Origin of the sequence: Pseudomonas svalbardensis (genome assembly GCF_030053115.1) — a bacterium.
Classification (GTDB): domain Bacteria; phylum Pseudomonadota; class Gammaproteobacteria; order Pseudomonadales; family Pseudomonadaceae; genus Aquipseudomonas; species Aquipseudomonas svalbardensis.
In genome coordinates this window covers 3,819,720-3,842,010 of record NZ_CP125619.1, presented here as the reverse complement: position 1 = coordinate 3,842,010, position 22,291 = coordinate 3,819,720, and the positions used below count along the sequence as shown (strand labels likewise).

The window sequence follows — 22,291 nt, the reverse complement described above, 5'->3', positions numbered from 1 at the left end:
CTTTCATGAATCAGGAAGAACACCTTAGCGCCGCCGATCTGGCCTTACTGCAACTGGGGCGCCGCTTGCAGGCCGACGGTTATCGTTTCATCACACCAACGCCGCTGACCCATCAGCGGGTCAACGACCGTGTCTTCGGACAAAGCGCCCGGACCCTGCGCGAAGTATTTGGTTGGTCGCGGCCGTTTGAGCCCGGTCTGTTGTCGGTGGATGAGCAGCGGCAGTTGCAACAGGCAGGCGTCCTCGAGGAATGCAATGGTCGACTGAAAAGTCGTGTGCGCTGGTCAAGCCTCGATGACCTGTTGTTCGTGCATTCGGGTTACCCCACTGATGCCGCTGACGCGGTGTTCTTCGGTCCCGACACTTATCGTTTTGCACAACTGATTCACGCTCATCTGCAACAGAGCTTCGCGCCGATCAGGCGCGCCGTGGACATTGGTTGCGGCGCTGGCGTCGGAGCGATTGTGATTGCCCGCGCCCGCCGTGAGGCCGAAGTGCTGGCCGTCGACATCAACCCTTTGGCGTTACGCATGACGGCAGTCAATACCGCGCTCGCCGAGGTGGCTAACGTCAGCATCGAGGCCAGCGATGTGCTGCAGGACGTCGACGGCCACTTCGACTTGATCGTCGCCAATCCGCCTTACATGGCCGACCCGGCCGAGCGTGCTTACCGGCATGGCGGCGGCGCGCTTGGCGCGCAATTGTCGTTGCGCATTGTCGAGCAAGCCTTGTATCGGTTGGCCCCCGGTGGGTCCCTGGTGCTGTACACCGGCGTGGCGATGATCGATGGCCGCGACCCGTTTCTGGATGCGGTGACGCCGCGTCTGGAATCGCCGATGTTCGGCTGGACCTACCACGAACTCGACCCCGATGTGTTCGGTGAAGAACTGTTGACCCCTGGCTATCAGCGGGTGGAACGAATTGCCGTCGTCGCATTGATCGTCACGCGTATCGGTCCAGGCATCGGGGGCAGCGTTACGTCAGCCGGTGCGCCATGAGCAGGAGCCTGGACGATTACAATCGCATGCGCGATTTCTCGGCGACCTCTGAACCGGCCGCCGGTAAACGTTCGGGCAAAAAAAACGCGAAAGACCATGCCTTGCAGTTCTGCATCCAGAAGCACGACGCCTCGCGCCTGCATTACGACTTTCGCCTGGAACTCGATGGTGCACTGAAAAGCTGGGCGGTGCCCAAAGGCCCGTCACTGGACCCCAAGGTCAAGCGCCTGGCGGTCCACGTCGAGGACCATCCGATTGATTACGCCACCTTCGAGGGCAGTATTCCCGAAGGGCATTACGGCGCCGGCGAGGTGATTGTCTGGGACCGGGGGGTGTGGATTCCTCAGGACGATCCGGCCAAGGCGTACGCCAAGGGCAAGCTTAAATTCGAGCTGAAAGGCGAGAAGCTCGGCGGCCTGTGGAACCTGGTGCGCACGCACATGCCGGGCAAGCAGGAGCAATGGTTTCTGATCAAGCATCAGGACGGCGCGGCGAAACCCGAGAGCGATTACGACGTGGTTGCCGCCGAACCCGATAGCGTGCTCAGTGACCGGACCACCGTGGCCAAAAAGCCGAAGACCGCTGCCAAACCCAAACCCGTCAAAAAACCCGCCACCCCGGCGCGCAAGGAAAAGTCGGCGCCATTGACGGGTGCCCGCAAAGCCAAAATGCCGGAGCTGCTCAAACCGGAACTAGCGACGTTGGTCGAAAAGGCACCGGGCGGCGAGTGGAGCTATGAGATCAAGTTCGATGGCTATCGGATCATGGCGCGCATCGACCACGACGAGGTCAAACTGTTCACCCGCAACGGCCACGACTGGACCCACAAACTGCCCAGACAAGCCGAGGCGTTGGCGGCGCTACGCCTCGAATCCGCCTGGCTCGACGGTGAAATGGTGGTCGCCGACGAGCAAGGTGTGCCGGACTTCCAGGCCTTGCAAAACGCCTTCGACTCGGGCCGCAGCGGCAACATCGTCTACTACTTGTTCGACATGCCTTACCTCAACGGCGTGGACCTGCGCGAGGTGCCTGTCGAGGGGCGAAGGGTGGCGCTGTCGACCGTGCTCAACCCCAATCAAGACCCGCTGCTGCGCTTCTCCGATGCCTTTAGCGAAGAACCGGAAGCCTTGCTCAACAGCGCCTGCCAAATGCAGATGGAAGGGCTGATCGGCAAGCGTCTGGGCTCGCCTTACGTGTCGCGGCGCAGCAGCGACTGGATCAAGCTCAAGTGCAAGCATCGGCAGGAATTTGTGGTCGTCGGTTTCACCGACCCGAAAGGCTCGCGCAATGCCTTCGGTGCCTTGCTGCTGGGGTTGCATGACCGCGACAGCGGTGAGTTGCGTTACGCGGGCAAGGTCGGCACCGGATTCAACGAGACGACGCTCAAGCGCATCTACGGGCAACTCAAACCGTTGCAAAGCAAAAAGATTTCGGTGGTCAATCCGCCGAGCGGTTTTGACGCCAAGGGTGTGCACTGGCTCAAGCCCACGCTGCTGGCTGAGGTCGCCTATGCCGAAATGACCAAGGAAGGTTCAGTCCGTCATGCGGTGTTCCATGGCCTGCGTGACGACAAACCTGCCGAAGACATTACCGAGGAGCGTCCGAAAGCCGTGAAGACTTCAGCCGCGAAAAAAACCACTGTCGAAAAACCTTCCACCCCTGCCAAAAAGAAAGCCGCGCCCGCGCCCTCACAAATCGGCCTGGGCGAGGGCAAGGTCCGCATCACTCACCCGGATCGGGTGATCGACGCCAGCAGCGGCACCACCAAAGTGCAACTGGCCGAGTACTACGCCAGCGTCGCCGAATGGATTTTGCCCGAGCTCAAGGACCGACCCGTGGCGCTGGTGCGCGCCCCGGACGGCATTGCCGGAGAACTGTTTTTCCAGAAGAACGCCGAGCGCCTGGCCATTCCGGGGATCACCGCGCTGGACAAGGCACTCACCGGCCAACCGGTGATGATCATCAACAACGCCGAAGCCCTGATCGGCGCCGTGCAGATGAGCACCGTCGAGCTGCACACCTGGAACGCCACCTCGGACAACCTCGACAAACCCGACCGCTTCGTCCTCGACCTCGACCCGGACCCGGCGCTGCCCTGGAAAAGCATGGTCGAGGCGACTCAACTGACCCTGTCGGTACTCGATGAACTGGGGCTCAAGGCGTTCCTCAAGACCAGCGGCGGCAAAGGGATTCACCTGGTGGTGCCACTGACCCGCAAGCTGGGCTGGGATGAGGTGAAAGACTTCAGCCATGCGATTGTCAGCCACATGGCCAAGTTGCTGCCGGAGCGTTTTTCCGCCGTGTCGGGCCCGAAGAACCGGGTAGGGCGGATCTTCATCGATTACCTGCGCAACGGTCTCGGCGCGACGACCATCTGCGCCTACGCCGTGCGCACCCGAGAAGGGCTGCCGGTGTCGGTGCCGATCTTTCGCGAGGAGGTAGGCGAGCTCAAGGGTGGCAATCAGTGGAACGTGCACACGGTGCATGAACGCCTGGCCGAGGTCGGTGATGAGCCTTGGAAGGACCTGAAGAAAACCCGGCAGTCGATCACCGCCGAGATGCGGCGGCGGGTAGGGATGAAAAAATAGCCTGCACACCCTTGTAGGAGCACGGCTTGCCGGCGATAGCGCCCTTGAGAACGCCATCGCCGGCAAGCCGTGCTCCTACAAAAAGCAATCGGACTATTTGATAAATGCCTGCAAGTCACTGGTCAGCTTGTCGATCGCCACTTTGAAATCCTTGGTGGTGATCTTCTGGCTGGCGTTTTCCAGTGTGGTGCCGAAGACTTTGCGCACCACTTTGGCCACGGTCTGGTTGTTGCTGGCGTCGACAAGCTCGGCTTCGATGAACAGTGTGGTGTCCTGATCGCGATGACCACTGGCAGCGGAAACACCCCCCACGACGGCGGCAATCGGCACCACTTCATACCACTTCATGCCTTCGGTTTCGGCACTCACCCCGGTGATCGCCGCGCGCATGATCAATGTCTTAGAACCGGCCGGCGCTGATTTTTCGCTCGTCACCACCCGATATTTCTGGCCCAGCACGCCTTTGGCCTTGCTGGTCATGTAGCTCTGCAACTCGTCCAGGGTTTGCTGGTTCACCCGCTCAGTGGGCTTGGGCGCCGGGTAGAGCTCCAGCTTGTTGAAGGCTACGGTGTTGTAGGCTTCTGGATTCCAGGACGGGCTCACCCAGCGCATGGCTGTTTCGCCGCTGGTGGTGGTGACCTGCTGCAGGTTGTTGTAGTTGGAAAGGAAACCGGAATACTGCTCACGCTCGGTGACTTTCGAGGTGCAACCGCCGAGCAGCAGGCTGGCCAGCGCAGCGCCAATAAACAGTTTTCGGGACAGGTTCATTGTGGTGTGTGCTCCATGGATTTATGTCGGTGACCTCGTTCAGAGCATAGGTGGCCGGCCGCAATGCGCCAGAATTCGCCCATGGGCTCAGTAAAAGTTCGTGCGGGGAGGGCATGAGGCGGCGAGCCCGGCTCGCCGCCCCAACGACTATTGCTTGCGGACAGCGCCCGCCAGCAGCGGCGCTATCTGTTCATCGGTCAGTGCCGCCTGGACCTCCATGGTCATGAGGTCGCTCCATTCCAGCACCCACTTCTGAATGGCTTCCGGATCACTGGCCTCTGCCACGCCAAAACCGGCTGCACCACCGACGGCGTGCCAGCGTCCCAGCATCTTGACGCCAGCGGGTGGAGCACCCCCAGTCTTGAGGAAACGCTCGATCGCGCTGTTACGATTTGCCGAACTGATAGACCAACTGACTATGAATAACATTTGCCACCTCCTGCTACGGATTGGCACCTGTTGCTCTTCGCGCACCTGGCGGGTGCCGGGACCACGGTCACGCTTGAGTGTCCAGCTTCATCCTTGACTGGCTTGAAAGCATTGCGCCCATGAGAAGGCATAGCAGCAGGCCAGACTCTGCGTATGACCGCTGATCCTGTTTCGTTGCATGGCAACGAATTTTGCAGGTGCTTCGAGGACGAGGTTCATGGGGGCTGATTTCACGCATCGCGCAACAGGTCGTTGGCGTTGAGCAGCTCGTAGGCAATCTCCGGGCGTTTCTCCAGTGAGCGACGAATCGCGGCCGGGATCGACTGACGGGTTTTGCGGCATAGCCCCGGTTGTTCGCTGAGGTTAATACCGATACCGCGCATGGTACGTACTTCGTTGAAACTGGGGACGATGTCCACGCGGATGCCCAACTGCTCGTACATTCGCTGTTGCAGGCGTTCCAGATCACTCAGACTCTGGAGGTTTTCCAGGCGTTCAACCAGGCGCTTTTCTTCCGAACGGGTCAGAAACAGGATACGCACGTCCGCCCCCGGTGTTTCCAGCAGCGGGTCACGCCCGCAGTCGCAGGCGCCGGGCGGGCAGGGTTGGCGGATCGGAGGCGTGGTGGTCATGGGGTTCAATCATAGAGTGCTCCAATCCGGTTTGCCCATAGGGTTTTTGCCCTTCTGGCGAACGAGACACGCCGGGTCTAGGCTTAAGAGTCGTGCACAGGCCCAGGAGCGGGATCAATGAAAGTCAACGCGAGTGCTTTCTGCCTGTTGTTCACCCTTGCACTGGCCCCGGGCGCTCGCGCCGACGATCCGTCAACACCGGACGCCACCCCGACGATTAACCCGCAAGTCGTCGATAAACTCATCGATATGGGCAACTACCTACGCAGTCTGCCGACGTTTCAGGTCGACGCCGAAGTGTCCCGGGATACCGTTCTGGAGTCCGGCCAGAAGATCAAGACCGAAGCCTCTACTGTCTTGAAAGTGGTGGGTCACGATCGGATGTATGCCAAGACGGAAGGCGATGTTCGAACGCGAGAGTTCTTCTACAACGGCAAGAAGCTGACCCAGTATTCACCGTTTCTCAAGTACTACACCACCGTGGATGCGCCGCCTGAAGTCTCCGATACGCTGCACTTGATAGAAAACCATTACGGGATTCAGGTGCCCATGGAGGACCTGTTTCTGTTTGGCAGCGATCAGGCACAGATCGATGCGCTGAAAGAGGCGCTGTACGTCGGCCCGTCGACGATCAAGGGGCAACTGTGTGATCACCTGGCATTTCGGCAGGAGGGCGTTGACTGGCAGTTGTGGATCACCCGATCCGACAAGCCGTTGCCGTGCAAACTGGTGATCACTACCACCGATGAACCGGGTTTTCCGGAATACAGCGCGGTGTATCGCTGGAACCTGAAGCCGGGCATCAAGGACTCGATCTTCACCTTTGCCCCGGGTAAGGGCGATGTGGCGATTCCTTTGAAGAAAGCCCGTGATCAGGGAGGGGAATGACATGAGCAGGACGATGTCGTGGAGCCTGTTGTTATCGCTCGTAACCACCTCGGTACTGACGCTGAGCCTGGTCACTTATGTGGATGCCCGACCCCAGCGCGCCCAAGGGCACGCCAGGGCATCGGTCAATCGTGCGCCGCCGCCCTCGGCCCAAAGGGCTCAGCGCGTCAACACCGGCAATACCGCGCAACGCGCTACCAACGTCAACGCGGGCAATCGGGTCAATGACGGAAACACGGTCGGCAACCGAACCAACGTCAACAACAGCAGCCGTAACGTCAACATCGACAACAGTCGCGACGTGGACATCGACGTAGACGGGAATGGTCGCTATGGCTACGACGATCACTACCATCCGATCGCCGCGGCGGCGGCCGTCACCGCAACGGTCGCGGTGACAGCCGCAGTGGTCGGGTCCATCTTCACGCCAGCGCAATTGCCCCCCAGTTGCGTGCAAGTCATCCAGTACAACACGGCTTACATGCAGTGCGGTTCAACCTGGTATCAACCGCAGTATCAGGGCAGCGATGTGACTTATGTTCTGGTCAATGCGCCTTGAGTCGGGGGGATCACATTCCGACCGCTTGATTTTAGAGGATACGCAGCATGGAGCGATTCACGGGTGGTTGCCTGTGCGGCAACGTCCGAATTGAGGCGTCGGGACTCCCTTATAGGGTCGGCCTTTGTCACTGTCTCGACTGCCGCAAGCATCATGGGGCGCTTTTTCACGCTTCCGCGATATTCCCTCAGCGTGCGGTGACGATCGAAGGCGAAACACGCGACTACGCCGGGCGGTTTTTCTGTCCCCGCTGCGGCTCGTCCGTTTTTGCGCGCACCGACGACGAAATCGAAGTGAACCTGGGGTCCCTGGATGCCCCAGACCAACTGATGCCAACCTACGAAAGCTGGATTGTGCGTCGCGAGTCCTGGTTACCGCCGTTTCCACTCACGAGACGATACGAGCGCGACCGTGACGCCACGAGTCGCTTTGAGGAGTAGGTGCCGATGCGTGAACCGGGTCTGGAGCGTTGTATGAAAGTGGGCGTGATTTCCGATACCCATGGCTTGCTCCGCGCCGAAGCCCTTGCTGCACTGCAGGGTTGTGAACGGATTATTCATGCGGGCGACATCGGCAATCCCGAAATCCTCGATCAACTGGCGTCAATAGCCCCGCTGCACGTGGTCCGCGGGAACAATGATCTGGACGCCCCTTGGGCAGCAAATCTCGCCGACTGCTTATGTTTCGACCTGAACGGATGGCAAACCTTGCTGGTACATGACAGTGCCGATGTCCCAGCCGTGCTTGATGCAGGCATAAAGCTGGTGATCACCGGCCATTCGCACAAGCCCCGCATAGAATGGCGCGGCGAACAGCTCTACCTCAATCCCGGCAGCGCGGGACGCCGGCGCTTCAGGCTGCCGGTGACGCTGGCTCTGCTTGAGGTGTTTGAGACCTCAATTGAGCCGCGCCTGGTCTCGCTGCTGGAATGACCTTTCCCTGGATTGTAGTTTTTTCTGTCAGCAGGGCCTTGCCAAACTGGGCGTTCCACACTGAGTTTTCCAGCCGCTATATACTCGACGGCCCCTTTACCCCCTCAAGCAAGAGACACCCATGGCAAACCACGATCTCACCTTTCTCCCCGACCCCGATCCGCAATCCATCTCCTCGGATGTCGCCGGTTTCGGCGGCCTACTGGTCTCCACTCAGATCCCCACCCGCGCCGACGGCAGTCTGGAATTGGGCGACATCGCCCTGCAAAGCGAATGCACGCTGCAGGCGCTCAAGGTTGCTCTGGAGCACGCCGGAAGTTCCATGGACCGGGTCCTGCATCTGACCATCTACCTCACCGACATGGCCGACCGCGCCGCCTTCAACGAGGTCTACCAGCGCTTCTTCGCCAAACCCTGGCCGGTTCGGGCTGCCGTTGGCGTCGCCTCCCTGGCGGTCGAAGGCATGCGCGTGGAAGTCACCGCGATGGCGGCCAAGGGCTGAGTCCGCGGACTTGACCGGCGGTCCCGCTCAACGAGCGGGCGTCATCGGGCGGGTTGGCAAAGACTGCTTCAAGGATGGCTTTTATTGGCCGTCTACGAGGTGAAGCGACTGTCCGACGTTGCTGAGGCAGGCTTGCCCCACATTGACCAGCATGCGCTCGACAAAGCCATCGCCGATTTGCGCTCCGCGTGCGGCCAGCGCATAGGGCAGGATGAACGTGGGGTTGACGCTGGTCATCTCGGTGAATACGGGAATGGGGTCGGGGCGTTGCTCATCCAGGCGCATCAGAAATTCAGGCGCGAATCATCCGCAAGGCGGTGCAAGAGAACGGACTGCCAGAGGGTGTTTTCTCGATGGTACGTGGCAGCGGCAACACAATCGGCGAAGCCTTGGTCGATCATCCGTTGATCAAGGCTGTGACGGTCACCGGTTCGGAGCATGGCGGCATGGCGCTGTACCGGCGTGCGCGAACGCAACGCACGGCGTGAGGCTTTCAAAGGGGGGCGAATCCAGCAGTAAGGAGGGAATCCACAGTGTTCGTTGCCCGCTGAACTTGTTGGTCCGCATGGTAGGACGAGCGCACCAGAGGACCGGAGGCAACGTTCTTGAAGCCCATCCGCGTACCTTGTTCGGCGAACCAGACGAACACTTTGGCGCCGTGGGTCAGGTGACCGCCGTGGGCCAGGCTCATGCCCAGAACGGTGTCGCCGGCTTGCAGCAACGCCAGATAGACCGCAGCGTTGGCCTGGCTGCCAGAGTGCGGCTGGAAATTGGCGTAATCGGCGCCGAACAGCTGTTTGGCGCGGTCGTCCGCCAGCGTCCGATGCGCCCGTCGGGCTAGTCCAGGATTGGGAAACCAGCCAGCGATCATCGTTGCCGGGACGCAATGTGAGGGTTTGAACCCGACGGGTTAATCGCTCAGGAGAAGACACATAAAACGGGCGCCCTTAGGGCGCCCGTTTTTTACTTCGCAGCACCTAGAGGTGCTAGCTCATTTCAACACCAGCAAGCGATAAACTCCGCCCTCACTTTCGATCCCATGGGTGTCATGGGTGAAACCCGGGAAGGATTTGTCGAAGGCTTCCAGTGCCTTGAGATAGGCCAGCAACGGCCCGTCCGCAGGCCCGGCGTTTTCGCCCGGCATTAACAGTGGAATGCCGGGAGGGTAGGGCACGATCCCGGTCGCGGCGATGCGCCCGGCCGCTTCTTCGAGTGTCACCCGTTCGATGTCGTTTCTGACCAGTTTTTCGTAGGCCTCCACCGGGCTGAATTCGGCTTGCGGCAGAGTGCCGAACGCCTGGGCCATGTTGGCGGTGGTTTTGTGTTTCTTCATGGCGGCGAAGATTTCGTCGGCCAGGTCCTTGAGGCCCATGCCGGCGTAACGAGTCTGGTTGGCGGCCAGCAGGTCCGGCAGGCACAGTTCCAGTTCGACGTTGTCGTCATAGTCACGTTTGAAGTCGAGCAGGGCATTGAGCAAGGTGCCCCATTTGCCTTTGGTGATGCCGATGGAGAACAGGAAAAGGATGGTGAAGTCGGTGGTTTTCTCGACCACGATGCCCTGACGTCCCAGGTAGGCTGTGAGCACACAGGCCGGGATGCCCGAGTCGAGCAGGTTGCCGTCGTCGCCCATGCCGGGGCTGAGCACCGAGACCTTGATCGGGTCGAGCATGCAGTAGCCTTCTTCGATGTCACCGAAGCCGTGCCATACCGCGTTGGGATGCAGTACCCAGCAGTTCGGCTCGGTTTTCAACAGCACCGGGTCGACTTCATGGAACGGCACGGTGGCCGCGCCAACCTGCACGGTCGGCGGCTGCCAGCAGGTAAAGAACCAGTCATCCTTGCTCAGCATCTCGTTGTGCATGCGCGAGACGACCTGGCGGAAACTGATGGCTTCTTCGATCGATTCGGTGGTGAGGATTTGCCCACTGGGCGCTTCCATCATCGCCGAGCTGACGTCGCACGAAGCCATGATCGCGTAGTTCGGTGAAGTCGAGGCGTGCATCATGTACGACTCGTTGAAGCGCCCGTGTTCGATCGGGTTGCGGCCGTTACGCACGTGAATCATCGAGGCCTGGGAGAGTGCGGCCAGCAACTTGTGGGTCGACTGGGTGGCGAACACGGTCGGCTTCGAGTCGTCGTGATCGTCCGGGCTGCCGTGCATGGCGTGGCGCTCGCGGTACAGCGGGTTGAAACGAGCATAACCGTACCAGGCTTCATCGAAATGCAGACGATCGACGCTTTGCCCCAGCAACTCTTCGACTCGGGTGACGTTGTAAGTCAGGCCGTCGTAGGTGGAGTTGGTGATGATGGCGTGGACGGGTGTCGGGTCGATGCCTTGCTTGACCAGCGGGTTGCTGGCGATAGCGGCTTTCACGCCGTCGCTGCTCAGGGTTTGCGGCAGGATCGGGCCGATGATGCCGTAGCGGTTGCGGGTCGGCACCAGATAGGTCGGAATCGCACCGGACAGGGTCATCGCATGCTCGGCGGACTTGTGGCAGTTGCGGTCGCACAGGGCGATCTGATTGCGCGTGACGCTGGCCATGAGGATGACGCGGTTGGACATCGACGAGCCGTTGGTGACGTAGTAGGTGCGGTGGGCCCCGAACACTTTGGCGGCGTAACGCTCGCCCTGGCCGATGGGGCCGCTGTGATCGAGCAGCGAACCGAGTTCACCGACCGAAATCGACAGGTCGGAACGCAGCAGGTTCTCGCCAAAAAACTCGTAGAAGGCGCGCCCCGCCGTACTCTTTAGAAACGCCGTGCCACCGGCATGGCCGGGGGTGTGCCACGAGTACTCATAAGTCCGGGCAAACTTCACCAGCGCACCGAACATGGGAGGGAGTGCGGCTTGGCGATAACGCTCGATGGCCGCCAGGATGCGTCCGCTGAGGAAGCGGCTGGTGTCCTCGGGCAACCAGATGAAGTCGTCGGCGTGCTGCATGACCACCAATGGAATGCTCGACGCGGTGCTGCGATCGCTGATCAAAAACACCGGCACCCGCGTGTTGCGCTCACGCAGGCTGACCAGCAATTTGATGCATTCCTCGTGGCCTTCGCTTTTATCCATTTCCCAGCTGAGCAGCACGCATTGAATGGCCGGGTCCGAACACAGGATCGACGTGGCGTCGCTCAAGGTTTCCGACGCCAGCACCCTGACGGCGCGTTCTTCCACATCGTTGATCAACTGGTGCAGGGCGCGGCCAAAGACGGTGCGTTTGTCCGGTGGGCTGCTGACCAACAGCGTGAGCATTCCGAGCGAATGTCTATGTTCCGTCATGATTAAGCCTCCACTCTGACTGCTTGCAAGTTATTGACCGGCACCGGCTTGCCCGTGATGTGCTGAGCGCTGACGGTCTGTGTCGGTACGCTGTTATTGAGCGCTTCGAGGCGGATCAGGCGGTTGTTGACGAAGCCAAACAGCGTGTATCCGAAGATGGTCGCCACGCCGCCGAGCATCAGTGCCTGCGCGCCCGAACTGTACAGCGCCAGGTAGCTGTAAGCCGCTGCGACCCACGCAATGATGTTGGTTATCAGCGCCGTGCCCGCCGGAACGTTGGAGACCTTTTGAATGGTCATCAACGCGGCCATGGAGAGGATATAGGGCACCAGGTTGGTGACCACCGCGAGGTTGACGAGTGTGTCGAACTGCTTGCTCAGGTCAGGGCTGATGGTGAGAAAAGCCAGCGCCGTCTGCACTGCCAGCAGCACTAGCATGCCGGCAATGGGTGTTCCGGCCTTGTTGGACTTGGCAAAGATCGACAGGAAATAACCGGTGTCCGCGGAGCTTTTGTAGACCTGAGCGATAGTGAATTGCCAGCCCAGCAGCGAACCGATGCACGCCAGCACCATCGCGGCCATCACAATGTCGCCGACCAGAGGGGTGAACATCTTGGCAAAGACCAGCCCGAACGGTGCAGTGGAGGAGGCCAGTTCAGGGTTATCGACGATACCGGCGATGACGTTGGTGGAGACGATGTAGATCACCGCCGCGCCGAGGGTGCCGCCGAGCACCGCAATCGGTACGTTCCTCTCCGGATTTTCCACGGCATCGGTGTTGGCGCACGCCGACTCCAGGCCGAGGAACGCCCATAAGGTGATCGCCACCGATGCACCTGCGGCTTCGAACCAGCCCATGTTGTGGGGGTTCCAGCCGGCGGCGTAGACACTGCTGTCGAACCAGTACCAGCCAATGGTGGACACCAGCACCACCGGCGCAATCACCCCCCAAACCGTAATCGCACCGATCCGGCCGGTAATCCGCGCGCCGCCGAAGTTGGCGAAAGTGGTGATCCACAACAGAGCGATGGTCGCCAGACCCACTTGCAGTGAACCCAATTCAACATGGAACAGCTCCTGGATATAGCCGACCGCCGTAATACTGATCGCCACGTTGGCAATCAACAGCGAGAGGCCATAGGTGTAGTTCGTGATGTAGTTGCCCGCCTTGCCGAAAGTGTATTCGGCATAGCCGCCCATGCCCCCGGTCTTTCGACTGAGCATCCCGCAGCGCGCAAAGGCATAGGCCAGAGCCAGGGAGCCGGTGGCCGTGATCAGCCAGGAAAGGATGGAAATACCGCCGACTTCGGCAAGTTTTGTGGGGAGCAGCACAATGCCGGAGCCCAACATGTTGACGGCTGTCAACATCGTCAGTTGCCCCACTGTCATTTTCTTTGCGACTGACATTCCGTTGCCTCATTCGTTGGCGGGAGAGAGTGTTAGCTATAGCAAAGGATTGAAATGCCGCAAAAAACGTCCGTAAAACACTGAGAAAACAAGCTATAGCGCACTTAAGGCATTTTGCTGGCCCCGAAGTCTGAAGATGTTGACCAAAATCAATTTATTTTCAGTTAGTTGGGATCGAATGCAAATGCGGAATGTGATGGTTGCGCTGATTTCGTTAGGCTTGGCGAGCGTTGACGCCTCAGTTCAGGCCAAAGAACTGGCATCGAATGATCGTTACCTTTGCAGCTGGGGCGCAGGTACCGCGGCGAGAGCCCAGGAACTCAAGCTGTCCGGGGTTTCACTGTATGCAGCGCGGCAGAAGTTACATACCTACAAGTTCAGCAAGTCGTGGATGCACATGATGGCGATGGGCATTACCGAGCAGACCTATGACAGTCATTCGCGGATGAAGCCCGCAGCCCTGCGCGAGAGCTTTTATGAGGAGTGCGTCCGGTACAAGTTGGCGCGCAAATGAGGAGGGCGGTCCGCCACAATCACCCGGACACGGCTCCTGCGCCGTGCCTGGCTGGTTACGTCAGGCATTGGGTACTTCAGACCTTCCCTAAAGAGAGAAAACTATCGAGTTCTTCTCAGGTTTTTTGCCTTTAACCTCCTGAGCATACCCATTACCGGCCGCAGGAGAGGCACCCTGTCAAAGATGGAGAGCTCATGCAGGTCCGTCCGCGAGGGCCTTTGATAGCCGCAATTCCAGGTGAAATAGTAAGCCAGAATTTCTTTATTCTTATGAATAAGCGTATTGAGCGCAGCGTCATAATGCATCGGACCTCCGTCAGGATGTCCCGGTGGCCGCTCCAGAACCTGGAATAAAAAATCCCTCAACTTCCCAACGCATTTTCCGTTTACAGCATAGAAATGGGCCAAATGTATTGGCCGGTCGACTGCTTTCCAAGCGGGCAAGTTTGAATTTTCTTCAAACGGATGCCCAAAATAGACGATGTCCCACTCCATACCTTCCAGAGACTCGATCGCCTCTCTTCCATATTGAGAAATATGTCTGGAAAACTGTATGTCGTCCTCCATGATCAAGATATTTTTCAAATTCAGGCGCATAGCCTCTTCCAGCACCCCCAGATGACTCAAAAAGCAGCCTCTGACCCCGACGCTCGGGAAGCCATTTCCCTCACTGGGCGTAACAGCCTCAAAAAAGCCTATTTTTTCATCATCAATGTGAAAGCCGTTGCGAGCGAATTCTTCTACTGTTTCTAAACGGCGATCCTTTCTTGACGAGATATTGATGATTCTTACTCGATCAAAATATTCGATCACATTCATCTGTCAGGTCCTTAGCGCAGACAATCAGGGGCAGTTGGATTGGGGAACCCGCAGATTTCGGAAAAAATCGTACGTAAGCACTGCCGACAGGAGGCAATCCCTTACGTCTTCTGGGTTGTGTCCGATTGAAGTACACCTCATCAACCAGGCGTCCGGCGGTTCACTTGCGCAGCGTCAGAGTAGGGCCACTTTCTGCATTTCCTGACGGCTCGGCGTCAACTTCCATGACCTCAACCTGACAGGCTGAATGCTTGGCCTCCGTTTTCTCTATCGACCCCGGATTGCAGTATAGGCAGCATTTCGGGATGAAGTTTTGTCTCGTAAATCGGCGTGCAGCACCCGTTCGAGAAGACACACCAGATAGGTGCTCAGTTAATTGGGCGCCGGGCGGAGAGCTCCGATGGGGCCGGGTATTTACCGCTGGCGCCAGCCCTTCGGCGGGGTGCAAAGCGAAGTCTTCAAGGTCTCCTATACTGGGTCGTTCCGAGAGTTTCCCTACCCTTCACAGCGAGGAGAACGCACATGACCATTCGTATTGGCGACGAAGCACCGGATTTCACCGCCGAAACCACCGAAGGCACGCTCCATTTTCACGAATGGATTGGCGACAAGTGGGCCATCCTGTTCTCACATCCGAAGGACTTCACCCCGGTCTGCACTACTGAACTCGGTTACATGGCCGGGCTCAAGCCGGAGTTCGACAAACGCAACACCAAGATTGTCGGTCTCAGCGTCGACCCGGTCGGTAACCATCAGACCTGGGCCAAAGACATCGAAGAAACCCAGGGCCATGCGGTCAACTACCCCATGATCGGCGACGAGAATCTGGTGGTTGCCAAGCTCTACGACATGATTCACCCGAACGCCAGTGGCGGCGCTCGTACTGCCGTGGACAACGCCACGGTGCGTTCAGTATTCATTGTCGGCCCGGATAAAAAGATCAAGGCGATGCTGGTCTACCCCATGAGTGCCGGGCGCAACTTCGATGAAGTGTTACGGCTGCTCGATGCTATTCAGTTAAACGCCAAGCACACGGTTGCCACGCCGGTGAACTGGCGTCCGGGTGAGGACGTGATTATTCCTACGTCGGTATCCGACGACGACGCAAGGAAGAAGTACCCGGATGGCTTCAAGACGGTGAAACCCTATTTGCGTACGGTGGCGCAACCGAAGTAATGGTCAGTCATTCATCCTGTCTTCAATCGCGATGCCTTTTACGCGCATTGCATTGATCTGCACGGCGCGGGTGCCAGGGAGGTTGAGCATGGTTCCCTGGCGCAGCGCCGAGACTTCTACAGTGTTCCAGGGCTGAGAATGCACGGGGAATCTTTACCTGCCATGCTGTCTTCATGCGTCAAAAACTCTCAGCCGCCGGGTACTTTCAGAAAGTTGCCGACAAACCCGCCGTTACAGGCGTCGTCGGCGGTCGAGCCCATGCCATTGCGAAGGTGCTTCGTGACCCGGTGCAAGGCGCTGCGACGGGTCGTGTGCCAGTGTCCTGGTGCGGGCTAGCGCCCATGCGTGATGCTATTTCACATGGATAGAATTCACTGGACTGACGTGCTTGTCGTGGCGTTATTTTGACGCCACCCTCCCTAAGATAAAATTTCGATTTATTATTGTGACGAGCTATTGACGTAATGGCGATGTGCTTATAGGCTCAATTTAGCCGATAAAGATTCCTTCAACCGACAAAAGAATAACCCCCTACGCAAGGAGGCGGTGTTATGCGCTCAACACTTGTCATTAAATTCGTGTTGTTGTCTGTGATCCTGAATGGTGCAGCCGTTGCTAGTGCTCAAGCGACCAGTTTGGCCTATGAAATTAGTCGCGTAAGCAGCGCGTGCGAGGAGTTAGGGCCTCAACTTTGTACTGCTCTCAAAGAGCACGCGGGTGGCGCACTGCTTACTTTTGGAAAGGGCCTTGGCTTGCCTTCATTGATCACTGATATTTACGTCGATGATGCCCATTCTGCGAAAGTTAACAGTGTCATTCATCACGCAGACTCGGGCGTGGATGTATCCGTCAATTCTTCTTCGCGTGACGGATTAATGGCGGCGGTTGACAATAAGAACTTCAAGATTGATTCATCTCTCCAGGATAAAAGTCTGGTGGGGGTATCTGATATCAACCAACCCAATGCAGTACCGCTTTCTGCGGCAGCATGGTTATTTTCTTCCGCGTTGTTTGGTTTTATTGTGGTCGCCAACCGACGGAAGATATAGGTGGTGGTTGTTAACGTTTTCGGCAATAAGGGCTGTTTAGATGGTCACTCTAGTGGCTGGCTGGGCACACGACTTTATGTATTGTTTTTGCGGATAATACCGGTCTTGCAATGATGCTTGGTTTGTAATTGCTGATATCAGTTAGTTGCACTGACAAACGTAGTCATCGTCAGGCTGACAGTGTCGCAGTTGAGCCGGTTCAAGCGGGCATGGTGTAGATAATATTGGCGCGAAATACATTGCGGGTGGATTGCTTGCTCCAAGCTGTTGTTAAATAACACGATTCTGCTGTTTTGTACTAACGTTCCGGTTTCGGGTGTGTTGCATTGGCGAAATTGACCGCCCAGACGCTCAAGGGGAATGCTGTTTAGGCATTTCTTTGGCGTGAAATAGGCTAGAGTGATTTGACTAGGTTTTTTTGTTCTAGACTCCTTGCATGGCTACTTAGACGGAGGGATCCCGATGTTCCGTTCATTGATACCTGTGCTCTGCGCGCTGGCTGTTTGGCCCAGCATTTCCAATGCCGTCGAAAACGATCCGACTTACCGGCTGAGTCCGGGAGATAACCTTTCTGTTTCCGTGTGGGGCGAAGACAAGCTCAAACAGGATGTACGCGTACTTCCCGATGGCAGCATTACTTTCCCGCTGGCAGGGCAAGTCATTGTTGCGGGGCTTGATGCCACCGCTGTCGCGAAGCTAATCGCTGTCAAGCTTGAGGCTTTCATACCTGATCCGCAGGTGAGCGTTGTCGTCACCGGCACCGAAGGTAATCTCGTCTACGTTCAGGGCAAAGTGCTGAAACCCGGCACCGTGCATATGTCAGGTCAAACGTCAGTGCTGCAGGTAATTAGCATGGCGGGCGGGCTCGACAAATTCGCCGATAAGGACGACATTAAGGTCGTGCGACTCAATGGGGCTAGACAAGAGATCCTGCGCGTCAACTACAGCAAGTTGATGTCGGGGGATGACATGTCCACCAATTTTCTACTTAAAGCCGGCGATACGCTGGTCGTGCCTTAGCCTTGCGCGAGGCACTAAGGATTATCTTGCTTGGATTTCGAACGACCGGGGTTGCGACGGCAATCCTGGCATTGTCGTGTTCAGACATGACCTATGCTGCTACTTGGCAATCAGCCATAGCAGTGCCTTCGACGGTCGAGTACGACAGCAACCCACTGCTGCTCACGAGTGATGAGAAGGGGGTGACCCGTACCATCATCGCCCCTGATTACAGCCTCGTGGGTACTTCCGGACGGGATGAGTTCCAGTTCGGTCTCGGGGTAAATATCGTGCGTTCGTCGGATACGTCGATCGTTTCGGACCGTGAAGATCCCAGATTAAGGTTAGGGTGGCAGCGCGAGACCGAAACGGGTGCTTTTGGACTCACGGCGAGGTATGAAGAAAACTCTACGCTTTCCACGGTGGTTCAGGAAACCGGCGTAGTGGCCTCCGATGGCACGCAAAAGATGTATTTGGTGAGCGGCAACTGGAGCACCGCTCTCAGCGAGCGAAGTACCCTGGTTAACGAGACTGACTACACTCATGTCACTTACGATGTTGATTCACTGACCGACTATGACGAGCTGGCGACCCGCTTCAGCTGGAACTATGCATGGAGTGAGCAGGTCGAGCTGTTCACCCGTTTTGGCGTGAGGCGCTATGAGCCGGAGGAGGGGTCTGCGGTGGCTTCCTCGAACAGCTACACCCCCACGGTCGGCTTGAATGTCCAATTCTCCGAGCGGCTTAAGGGGACGGCCTACGCGGGTCTCAACCAAGTCTCCGGCACCGGTAGCGGCCCCAAAGGCCAGGGCGGTTTAATGTTGCAATATGCCGGTGAGCGTATTGATACCAGCATCGACGCCAGTCGTAGCACTCTCGCCAGCGGGGACGGTGGTTTCGTCGAGGTTGATGCCCTGAGGGGGACATGGAGCTATGCCGTCGACGAGACCCGACGCACCGGTTTCGATGTCTCCTGGCAAGACGCCAAAGGCCGGACGCCGAATACCCTGCAAAATTACAGTGCCTGGTTTAGCCAAGAAATCTCGCCTTTTTGGATTGCACGCCTATCCTACACATACAAACAACGCCAGCAAGATGGCTTGCCGGATGCCACTGCAAACGTCGTCGGGCTGACGTTGACTTATAGTTATCCCGGTCTCTGACATTCAGCTGTGTGAGAAATATGGCCTCTGAATACGAAATGTCGTTCAACGACTACCTAGCTATCATCAAGCACCACGCCCTGCTGTTGATCGTGAGTTTCGTGGTCATACTCGGCGTGTGCATAGCGGTAGCGATCTCTCTCCCGCCGACCTATGAGTCATCCGGCACGATTCTGGTGGAGTCTCAACAGATTTCGCCAGACCTGGTGGCGGCCAACAACAATACCTTTGCCGATGAGCGCATCGAAGTCATTCGCCAGCGCGTGATGACCCGTGAGCATCTGGAAGGGATCATCGACAAATACAATCTTTTTGCTTCGCAAAGTCGGCAACTGAGCGTTACCGAGAAGATCGAAGAAATGCGCAATGCGATTGCGGTCTCCCTGGTCAGTGCTGTCGTTAAGGGGCGCGGAGAGGTGACGATTGCTTTCCGTCTTTCCTTTGAGCACAGGCAGCCAGAGATTGCGAACAAAGTTGCCAAGGAGCTGGTGACGCTGTTTCTGGATGAAAACATCAAGCAGCGCACCCAACGCGCCAGTGAAACGACAGAGTTCCTGACGCAGGAGGCGGACAAGCTCAGGGTGGAACTGGAAGCCCTGGAGAACCGGTTGGCGGACTTCAAGCAGGCACACAGCAACGCGCTGCCCGAGCATCAGGAACTGCGCATGAATATGTTGACGCGCGCCGAAACCGAGCTTAAAGAGGTCGACCGTGACTACAAAACTGCCCGTGAGGAGTTGCGCTTCAATGAGTTGGAGCTTTCCGCCGCGAATGCCGGGCTAGCGACCAAGCCTGGAGCACCCGGTGCGGCAGTTGATAAACCACAGGATCTGGCTAGCCTCAAAGCGGAGTACACCCGGTTGCAGTCGCTGTATACGCAAGCCCACCCCGACGTGCGTGCCGTCAAACGCAAAATTGCTGCACTTGAGGCTGGCAAAGGTGCTGGTGCAGCGGCTTCGGTCAATCTGGACGTTGCCAAGGCCCAGGCGCGGATCTCCGCAGCAGAAGCACGTATCAAGTCGCTGGCCGATCAAAAGCAGCAAATACTCGGAAAAATAGCTGAATTCGAGGCACAAATTATTGAGACGCCGCAAGTCGAACGCGGCTTGGTCACGGTGATGCGTGACCATGATAACGCTCGTAAAAAATATGAGGAGATTCGCACGAAGGAAATGGGTGCGAAAATTTCCGAAAGCCTAGAGCAGGAAAACAAAGCCGAGCGTTTTGTTCTTCTGGAGTCACCGCTGATGCCCGAGAAGCCGGTACGGCCGAACCGTAAGAAAGTGGTTGCCATGGGTTTCTTGCTTGCCCCGGCGGGTGCTGGCGCGCTGGTGATGCTCCTCGAGATGATGAGTCAGCGTGTGCGCGGTGCCCAGGCCTTGGCCAGCGTGCTGGGTAGACGCGTATTGGTTTCCATTCCCTACATTCATACCAAGGCTGAACTGGCACGTCGCAGGAAGTGGCGAACGCTATTGATCGTCTGTGGAGTCGTGATAATCGCGATCTTTCTGGTGCTCCTGCACTTCCTCTACATGCCTCTGGATCTTCTGATGTTTAAAGCTCTGGGCCGGTTTGCATAAGGAATATAGCCATGGAAATAATCAATCTCGATACCGAAAACGCCGAGCAACAGACCTCGTCAAAAGCCATGACACCGACCGCGCAGTCCACAGGTCTGAATGCACTCAGTTATGTGCAAACCAAGGTTGTACCTTTGCGACCAGATCACCTTGAGCGCAACCGCATTGTGGCTTACAACAAAAATTCGAATATGGGCGGGGCATTCGACCTACTGCGTACACAAGTGCTGAAAATCATGGAAGAAAATGGCTGGCGCACGCTCGCCATCACCTCGCCGACTCCGGGGGCAGGCAAGACGGTGTTGGCTATAAACCTGGCGATGAGTATCGCGCATCACACGACCAAGACGGCGTTGCTGGTGGACTTCGACTTGCGTCGTCCGAAGGTGGGTGAGTATCTGGGTCTGCCGATGGATCAATCGCTTAATGAATTGTTGGCAGATGAAGCTGAACTGCAAGAAGTACTGGTCAATCCGACCTTGCCGCGCTTTGTGGTCCTGCCGACGCGTGAGCCGATTCCTCTTTCCACCGAGGTGTTGTCATCGCCTGCAGTGAGCCATTTGATTGCTGATCTGCGCGAGCGCTACAACTCACGCATCGTGATTTTCGACTTGCCGCCGTTGTTGAGTTCCGATGATGTGATTAACGTCTTGCCCAGGTTCGACTGCGTCCTGCTCGTTGTCGCTAATGGATTGAACAGCAAGAAAGAGATCGAGGAAAGTCTGCATCATCTTGGGACAGCCAATCTGATTGGCACGGTGTTGAACAAAGCCGAGCCCGAAAACCGCTCTTACTACTAGAGCATCACCCGCAGGAGGTCGGCGCTATTGGCTAGCGCCGACGCTCAGTGCCAAGGATACTTCTGCTCCCAGCTCCAGGCGTGCGCCACTATCTGTTCAAGTGAGCCAAATTGCGCTTGCCAGCCAAGTAATGTGTTGGCCCTGCGGGGATCGGCCACAAGGCGTGGTGGATCGCCCGCGCGACGTGGCGCTTCGCTGACAGAGATATCCTGGCCGGTCACGTAGCGCGCGGTATCTATCACTTGCTGTACTGAGAAACCTTGACCGTTACCGAGGTTGAACGCCGTGCTTGCACCCCCTGCCAGCAGATAATCCACCGCAAGCGCGTGAGCGGCAACGAGGTCGACAACGTGGACGTAGTCGCGAATGCAAGTGCCGTCAGGCGTGTCGTAATCACGGCCATAGACGGTGATGGTTGCGCGCCGTCCGGAGGCGGCTTGCAGGATCAGGGGCAGCAGGTGAGTTTCCGGTTCATGGCGTTCACCTAACTGTCCTTCAGGATCTGCTCCGGCGGCGTTGAAGTAGCGCAGGCAGACCGATTTCAGCCCATAGGCGCGGTCGAAATCTTCAAGCATCTGCTCCACCATCCACTTGCTGCGACCATAAGGGCTGATCGCGACCTTGGGATGCTCCTCGTCGATCGGTACATACACCGGGTCACCATAGACGGCGGCGGTCGAGGAAAAAATGAAGTTTTTAACCCCGGCGCAAACCATCGCCTGGAGCAGCGTCAGGGTGGCAGCGAAGTTGTTCTGATAGTACTTGGCAGGTTCAGCGACGGATTCGCCCACCTGTATAAAGGAGGCGAAGTGGAACACGGCATCGAAGTGGTGTCCCGCAAACAGGGCCTGCAGCGCCTGTTCATCGGCTATGTCCAGTTCGACCAACGTCCCGCCCCTCAACGCGCTGCGATAACCCGTTGAGAAATTGTCTGCCACCACAAGATCGTGACCTGCACTCAGTAGCTGCTTCACCATGTGCGAGCCGATATAGCCCGCGCCACCCACCACCAAAAATTTCATCCTGATCTCCGATTTCCTGGGCACTATTGCTGTGCAAGCACCGAATGAAACGTCAGTGCGATCCGTCTGACCATTACATTAAAGGTCAAGTTGGATTTTTCGCTACAAGCTTGCTGGCAATAGCCGAGACTCGCTACGTTTGGAACGCCAAAGGAGAGAATACTTCGAACAAGATACAGCGAGCGCGCCAA

23 protein-coding genes and 3 pseudogenes are annotated in these 22,291 nt (G+C 57.6%); 15 read left to right on the top strand and 11 right to left on the bottom strand.

Annotation, left to right across the window (positions count from 1 at the left end; all coding sequences use genetic code 11):
• Positions 1–5: 5 nt before the first annotated feature.
• Together QFX16_RS17675 and ligD are read left to right on the top strand one after the other, a co-directional pair.
• Positions 6–998: a methyltransferase gene (locus QFX16_RS17675; protein WP_283180710.1), complete on the top strand. Its 993-nt coding sequence runs from the start codon at positions 6–8 to the stop codon at positions 996–998.
• Positions 995–3,586, top strand: coding sequence for a DNA ligase D (gene ligD, locus QFX16_RS17670; RefSeq protein ID WP_283180709.1), 2,592 nt, complete (start codon positions 995–997; stop codon positions 3,584–3,586). Before QFX16_RS17675 ends, ligD begins: the two co-directional genes overlap by 4 nt.
• 93 nt (positions 3,587–3,679) lie before the next feature.
• Here ligD and QFX16_RS17665 read toward each other — a convergent pair whose 3' ends face one another.
• The 3 genes from QFX16_RS17665 to QFX16_RS17655 form a co-directional block, all read right to left on the bottom strand.
• The gene (locus QFX16_RS17665; RefSeq protein ID WP_283180708.1) at positions 3,680–4,354 is read right to left on the bottom strand and encodes a DUF3313 domain-containing protein; all 675 of its coding nucleotides are present in this window, start codon (positions 4,352–4,354) and stop codon (positions 3,680–3,682) included.
• A 147-nt stretch (positions 4,355–4,501) separates the two neighbouring features.
• Positions 4,502–4,783 (bottom strand): DUF3303 domain-containing protein, encoded by a 282-nt coding sequence (locus QFX16_RS17660; protein ID WP_283180707.1) that lies wholly within the window; start codon positions 4,781–4,783, stop codon positions 4,502–4,504.
• Between the two features lie 230 nt (positions 4,784–5,013).
• Positions 5,014–5,415: a hypothetical protein gene (locus tag QFX16_RS17655; protein WP_283180706.1), complete on the bottom strand. Its 402-nt coding sequence runs from the start codon at positions 5,413–5,415 to the stop codon at positions 5,014–5,016.
• A 117-nt stretch (positions 5,416–5,532) separates the two neighbouring features.
• Here QFX16_RS17655 and QFX16_RS17650 point away from each other — a divergent pair, with 117 nt between their 5' ends.
• From QFX16_RS17650 to QFX16_RS17630, 5 genes are all read left to right on the top strand, one after another.
• The gene (locus QFX16_RS17650) at positions 5,533–6,303 is read left to right on the top strand and encodes a DUF2092 domain-containing protein (RefSeq protein ID WP_283180705.1); all 771 of its coding nucleotides are present in this window, start codon (positions 5,533–5,535) and stop codon (positions 6,301–6,303) included.
• 1 nt (position 6,304) lies between these two features.
• Positions 6,305–6,862: a hypothetical protein gene (locus QFX16_RS17645; RefSeq protein WP_283180704.1), complete on the top strand. Its 558-nt coding sequence runs from the start codon at positions 6,305–6,307 to the stop codon at positions 6,860–6,862.
• A 47-nt stretch (positions 6,863–6,909) separates the two neighbouring features.
• Complete coding sequence (locus tag QFX16_RS17640; protein ID WP_283180703.1) at positions 6,910–7,302, top strand: GFA family protein; 393 nt, start codon at positions 6,910–6,912, stop codon at positions 7,300–7,302.
• 33 nt (positions 7,303–7,335) lie between these two features.
• The gene (locus QFX16_RS17635) at positions 7,336–7,794 is read left to right on the top strand and encodes a metallophosphoesterase family protein (RefSeq protein WP_283184594.1); all 459 of its coding nucleotides are present in this window, start codon (positions 7,336–7,338) and stop codon (positions 7,792–7,794) included.
• A 121-nt stretch (positions 7,795–7,915) separates the two neighbouring features.
• A complete protein-coding gene (locus QFX16_RS17630; RefSeq protein WP_123369193.1) occupies positions 7,916–8,296 on the top strand; it encodes a RidA family protein in 381 nt (126 codons plus the stop codon).
• An 81-nt stretch (positions 8,297–8,377) separates the two neighbouring features.
• Here the strand turns inward: QFX16_RS17630 and QFX16_RS17625 are convergent, their stop codons facing one another.
• Positions 8,378–8,581, bottom strand: coding sequence for a hypothetical protein (locus QFX16_RS17625; protein WP_283184661.1), 204 nt, complete (start codon positions 8,579–8,581; stop codon positions 8,378–8,380).
• On the opposite strand from QFX16_RS17625, the pseudogene QFX16_RS17620 reads away from it, so the two are divergent.
• Positions 8,566–8,766, top strand: a pseudogene (locus tag QFX16_RS17620) (aldehyde dehydrogenase family protein); the annotation flags it as partial. The gene QFX16_RS17625 and the pseudogene QFX16_RS17620 overlap by 16 nt on opposite strands.
• A gap of 23 nt (positions 8,767–8,789) precedes the next feature.
• Here QFX16_RS17620 and QFX16_RS17615 read toward each other — a convergent pair.
• The 4 genes and pseudogenes from QFX16_RS17615 to potE form a co-directional block, all read right to left on the bottom strand.
• Positions 8,790–8,942 (bottom strand): annotated as a pseudogene (locus QFX16_RS17615) (lipoyl synthase); the annotation flags it as partial.
• Positions 8,943–9,113 (bottom strand): annotated as a pseudogene (gene glyA / locus QFX16_RS17610) (serine hydroxymethyltransferase); the annotation flags it as partial.
• Between the two features lie 174 nt (positions 9,114–9,287).
• Positions 9,288–11,573 carry an Orn/Lys/Arg family decarboxylase gene (locus QFX16_RS17605; RefSeq protein WP_283180702.1) on the bottom strand — a complete coding sequence of 762 codons (2,286 nt, stop codon included), beginning with the start codon at positions 11,571–11,573 and terminating at the stop codon, positions 9,288–9,290.
• 2 nt (positions 11,574–11,575) lie between these two features.
• Positions 11,576–12,979: a putrescine-ornithine antiporter gene (potE, locus tag QFX16_RS17600; RefSeq protein WP_283180701.1), complete on the bottom strand. Its 1,404-nt coding sequence runs from the start codon at positions 12,977–12,979 to the stop codon at positions 11,576–11,578.
• 184 nt (positions 12,980–13,163) lie between these two features.
• On the opposite strand from potE, the gene QFX16_RS17595 reads away from it, so the two are divergent.
• A complete protein-coding gene (locus tag QFX16_RS17595) occupies positions 13,164–13,493 on the top strand; it encodes a hypothetical protein (protein WP_283184593.1) in 330 nt (109 codons plus the stop codon).
• 101 nt (positions 13,494–13,594) lie between these two features.
• On the opposite strand, the gene QFX16_RS17590 is transcribed toward QFX16_RS17595, so the two are convergent.
• A complete protein-coding gene (locus tag QFX16_RS17590; RefSeq protein WP_283180700.1) occupies positions 13,595–14,311 on the bottom strand; it encodes a glycosyltransferase family 25 protein in 717 nt (238 codons plus the stop codon).
• A gap of 522 nt (positions 14,312–14,833) precedes the next feature.
• Here QFX16_RS17590 and QFX16_RS17585 point away from each other — a divergent pair.
• Positions 14,834–15,487 (top strand): peroxiredoxin, encoded by a 654-nt coding sequence (locus tag QFX16_RS17585; protein ID WP_008155786.1) that lies wholly within the window; start codon positions 14,834–14,836, stop codon positions 15,485–15,487.
• A gap of 3 nt (positions 15,488–15,490) precedes the next feature.
• Here the strand turns inward: QFX16_RS17585 and QFX16_RS29555 are convergent, their stop codons facing one another.
• Positions 15,491–15,631 (bottom strand): hypothetical protein, encoded by a 141-nt coding sequence (locus QFX16_RS29555; RefSeq protein WP_349294095.1) that lies wholly within the window; start codon positions 15,629–15,631, stop codon positions 15,491–15,493.
• Positions 15,632–16,038: 407 nt separating this feature from the next.
• Between QFX16_RS29555 and QFX16_RS17575 the strand changes: the two genes are divergently transcribed.
• The 5 genes from QFX16_RS17575 (at position 16,039) to QFX16_RS17555 (ending at position 21,078) form a co-directional block, all read left to right on the top strand.
• Positions 16,039–16,536, top strand: a complete 498-nt coding sequence (locus QFX16_RS17575) for a hypothetical protein (protein WP_283180699.1) — start codon at positions 16,039–16,041, stop codon at positions 16,534–16,536.
• 462 nt (positions 16,537–16,998) lie between these two features.
• On the top strand, positions 16,999–17,556 hold the full coding sequence (locus QFX16_RS17570) for a polysaccharide biosynthesis/export family protein (protein WP_283180698.1): 558 nt from the start codon (positions 16,999–17,001) through the stop codon (positions 17,554–17,556).
• 86 nt (positions 17,557–17,642) lie between these two features.
• On the top strand, positions 17,643–18,698 hold the full coding sequence (locus QFX16_RS17565) for a hypothetical protein (protein ID WP_439900088.1): 1,056 nt from the start codon (positions 17,643–17,645) through the stop codon (positions 18,696–18,698).
• Between the two features lie 20 nt (positions 18,699–18,718).
• Positions 18,719–20,278 carry a GumC family protein gene (locus QFX16_RS17560; RefSeq protein WP_283180696.1) on the top strand — a complete coding sequence of 520 codons (1,560 nt, stop codon included), beginning with the start codon at positions 18,719–18,721 and terminating at the stop codon, positions 20,276–20,278.
• Positions 20,279–20,346: 68 nt separating this feature from the next.
• The gene (locus QFX16_RS17555; RefSeq protein ID WP_283184592.1) at positions 20,347–21,078 is read left to right on the top strand and encodes a CpsD/CapB family tyrosine-protein kinase; all 732 of its coding nucleotides are present in this window, start codon (positions 20,347–20,349) and stop codon (positions 21,076–21,078) included.
• Positions 21,079–21,122: 44 nt separating this feature from the next.
• On the opposite strand, the gene galE is transcribed toward QFX16_RS17555, so the two are convergent.
• Positions 21,123–22,100, bottom strand: a complete 978-nt coding sequence (gene galE / locus QFX16_RS17550) for a UDP-glucose 4-epimerase GalE (RefSeq protein ID WP_283180695.1) — start codon at positions 22,098–22,100, stop codon at positions 21,123–21,125.
• Positions 22,101–22,291: the final 191 nt, after the last annotated feature.

Bases quoted from the DNA above. Each gene is read 5' to 3' on its own strand.
- QFX16_RS17675 (WP_283180710.1), top strand. From the start codon at position 6: ATGAATCAGGAAGAACACCTTAGCGCCGCCGATCTGGCCTTACTGCAA.
- ligD (WP_283180709.1), top strand. From the start codon at position 995: ATGAGCAGGAGCCTGGACGATTACAATCGCATGCGCGATTTCTCGGCG.
- QFX16_RS17665 (WP_283180708.1), bottom strand. From the start codon at position 4,354: ATGAACCTGTCCCGAAAACTGTTTATTGGCGCTGCGCTGGCCAGCCTG.
- QFX16_RS17660 (WP_283180707.1), bottom strand. From the start codon at position 4,783: ATGTTATTCATAGTCAGTTGGTCTATCAGTTCGGCAAATCGTAACAGC.
- QFX16_RS17655 (WP_283180706.1), bottom strand. From the start codon at position 5,415: ATGACCACCACGCCTCCGATCCGCCAACCCTGCCCGCCCGGCGCCTGC.
- QFX16_RS17650 (WP_283180705.1), top strand. From the start codon at position 5,533: ATGAAAGTCAACGCGAGTGCTTTCTGCCTGTTGTTCACCCTTGCACTG.
- QFX16_RS17645 (WP_283180704.1), top strand. From the start codon at position 6,305: ATGAGCAGGACGATGTCGTGGAGCCTGTTGTTATCGCTCGTAACCACC.
- QFX16_RS17640 (WP_283180703.1), top strand. From the start codon at position 6,910: ATGGAGCGATTCACGGGTGGTTGCCTGTGCGGCAACGTCCGAATTGAG.
- QFX16_RS17635 (WP_283184594.1), top strand. From the start codon at position 7,336: ATGAAAGTGGGCGTGATTTCCGATACCCATGGCTTGCTCCGCGCCGAA.
- QFX16_RS17630 (WP_123369193.1), top strand. From the start codon at position 7,916: ATGGCAAACCACGATCTCACCTTTCTCCCCGACCCCGATCCGCAATCC.
- QFX16_RS17625 (WP_283184661.1), bottom strand. From the start codon at position 8,581: ATGCGCCTGGATGAGCAACGCCCCGACCCCATTCCCGTATTCACCGAG.
- QFX16_RS17605 (WP_283180702.1), bottom strand. From the start codon at position 11,573: ATGACGGAACATAGACATTCGCTCGGAATGCTCACGCTGTTGGTCAGC.
- potE (WP_283180701.1), bottom strand. From the start codon at position 12,979: ATGTCAGTCGCAAAGAAAATGACAGTGGGGCAACTGACGATGTTGACA.
- QFX16_RS17595 (WP_283184593.1), top strand. From the start codon at position 13,164: ATGCGGAATGTGATGGTTGCGCTGATTTCGTTAGGCTTGGCGAGCGTT.
- QFX16_RS17590 (WP_283180700.1), bottom strand. From the start codon at position 14,311: ATGAATGTGATCGAATATTTTGATCGAGTAAGAATCATCAATATCTCG.
- QFX16_RS17585 (WP_008155786.1), top strand. From the start codon at position 14,834: ATGACCATTCGTATTGGCGACGAAGCACCGGATTTCACCGCCGAAACC.
- QFX16_RS17575 (WP_283180699.1), top strand. From the start codon at position 16,039: ATGCGCTCAACACTTGTCATTAAATTCGTGTTGTTGTCTGTGATCCTG.
- QFX16_RS17570 (WP_283180698.1), top strand. From the start codon at position 16,999: ATGTTCCGTTCATTGATACCTGTGCTCTGCGCGCTGGCTGTTTGGCCC.
- QFX16_RS17565 (WP_439900088.1), top strand. From the start codon at position 17,643: ATGACCTATGCTGCTACTTGGCAATCAGCCATAGCAGTGCCTTCGACG.
- QFX16_RS17560 (WP_283180696.1), top strand. From the start codon at position 18,719: ATGGCCTCTGAATACGAAATGTCGTTCAACGACTACCTAGCTATCATC.
- QFX16_RS17555 (WP_283184592.1), top strand. From the start codon at position 20,347: ATGACACCGACCGCGCAGTCCACAGGTCTGAATGCACTCAGTTATGTG.
- galE (WP_283180695.1), bottom strand. From the start codon at position 22,100: ATGAAATTTTTGGTGGTGGGTGGCGCGGGCTATATCGGCTCGCACATG.